A 1,107-nucleotide genomic window follows, 5' to 3' on the forward strand; every position below is an offset into this window, starting at 1 on the left:
CAAAAATCTATAAAAAAATATACAGCAGCTGGGACCGATATTGAAGAAGTCAAACGGCTGAATAGTCAATCAGGTCTTTCCTATAACGAAGTGAAAAGATTGCTTGCCAGAAAGTTTATGAATAAATATATTGAATAATTGATAAAAAAAGAAGTTGCAGCTTAAAGCAACTTCTTTTTAATAAATATCACTAATTTTTAGCAACGGAAAGGGTTGAATGGCCCTTTTCCTCTTTCAATAGCCATAGATTAAGGATAATCCCCAATAAGCTCAAAACACTGAAAAATAAGTATAAACTGTAAATATTAAATTCCTCATAAATGATACCGCCGACAAATGTGCAAAACCAGTTTCCTAAGCCATTTCCAATTGCCGAGTATAATGTAATAGCAGTAGCGGTAATATGAACAGGCGTAATATCTCTTATATACTGAAGACTTGCAGGAATGAATAAACCAATTGAGAAACCTTGTATGACAGCTGTTGCGTAAATGACCCACAGACTTGGCTCCATAAAATATAGCAGCCATCTAATTAAGGAAACAGCACCAGCAAGTGCAGCAATCTGCAATAATCCAAAACGGTGGATCCAGCTGCCTGCTGCCTTCATAAAGGGAATTTCGGACAATACAGCAATTAAAAAAGCAATCCCTATTCCTGTATAGGTCCCCCCGCGATTTTCAATAAAAAGGCCAAAGTAATTATTATTAGCGAGATTAGGACCAAAAATCAGAAAAGTAATTACGAGGAAAATGAGAAACCTTTTATGGACAAGAATTTCCTTAACACCAGAAAGCAAGTTCTGATTATTGGAAACATTTTCTGAAGGCATTTTCCTTGCTAGAATACTGGCGATAAATAATGAAGCAAAAAAGGAAATAAAAATGATTTTTGGATTCCATTCAGATAGCCTCCCCATAATAAAAACCGCTACCCCAAATCCAAGAGACCCAAACAATCGGATATTCCCATAATTGACTTTGACTTTACTTGAATATTTGATTGATAAACTATCTGATATCGGAATAATCGCACTCTGGAAAATGGCTACACAAGTAAAAGTAATAAAGATCCAGTAGTAGCCGCTGAACGTGATAAACCCAAGGG

At 35.6% G+C, this 1,107-nt stretch carries 1 protein-coding gene; it reads right to left on the reverse strand.

Going from position 1 to position 1,107, the window contains the following annotated elements; translation table 11 throughout:
* Positions 1 to 190 precede the first annotated feature (190 nt).
* Positions 191 to 1,107 (reverse strand): MFS transporter (locus V7149_RS25830; RefSeq protein ID WP_335348415.1); only part of this gene is annotated, 917 nt, incomplete at its 5' end.

It is taken from the genome of Bacillus sp. JJ1503, assembly GCF_036965125.1.
In the GTDB taxonomy this organism is placed as follows: Bacteria; Bacillota; Bacilli; order Bacillales; family Cytobacillaceae; genus Cytobacillus.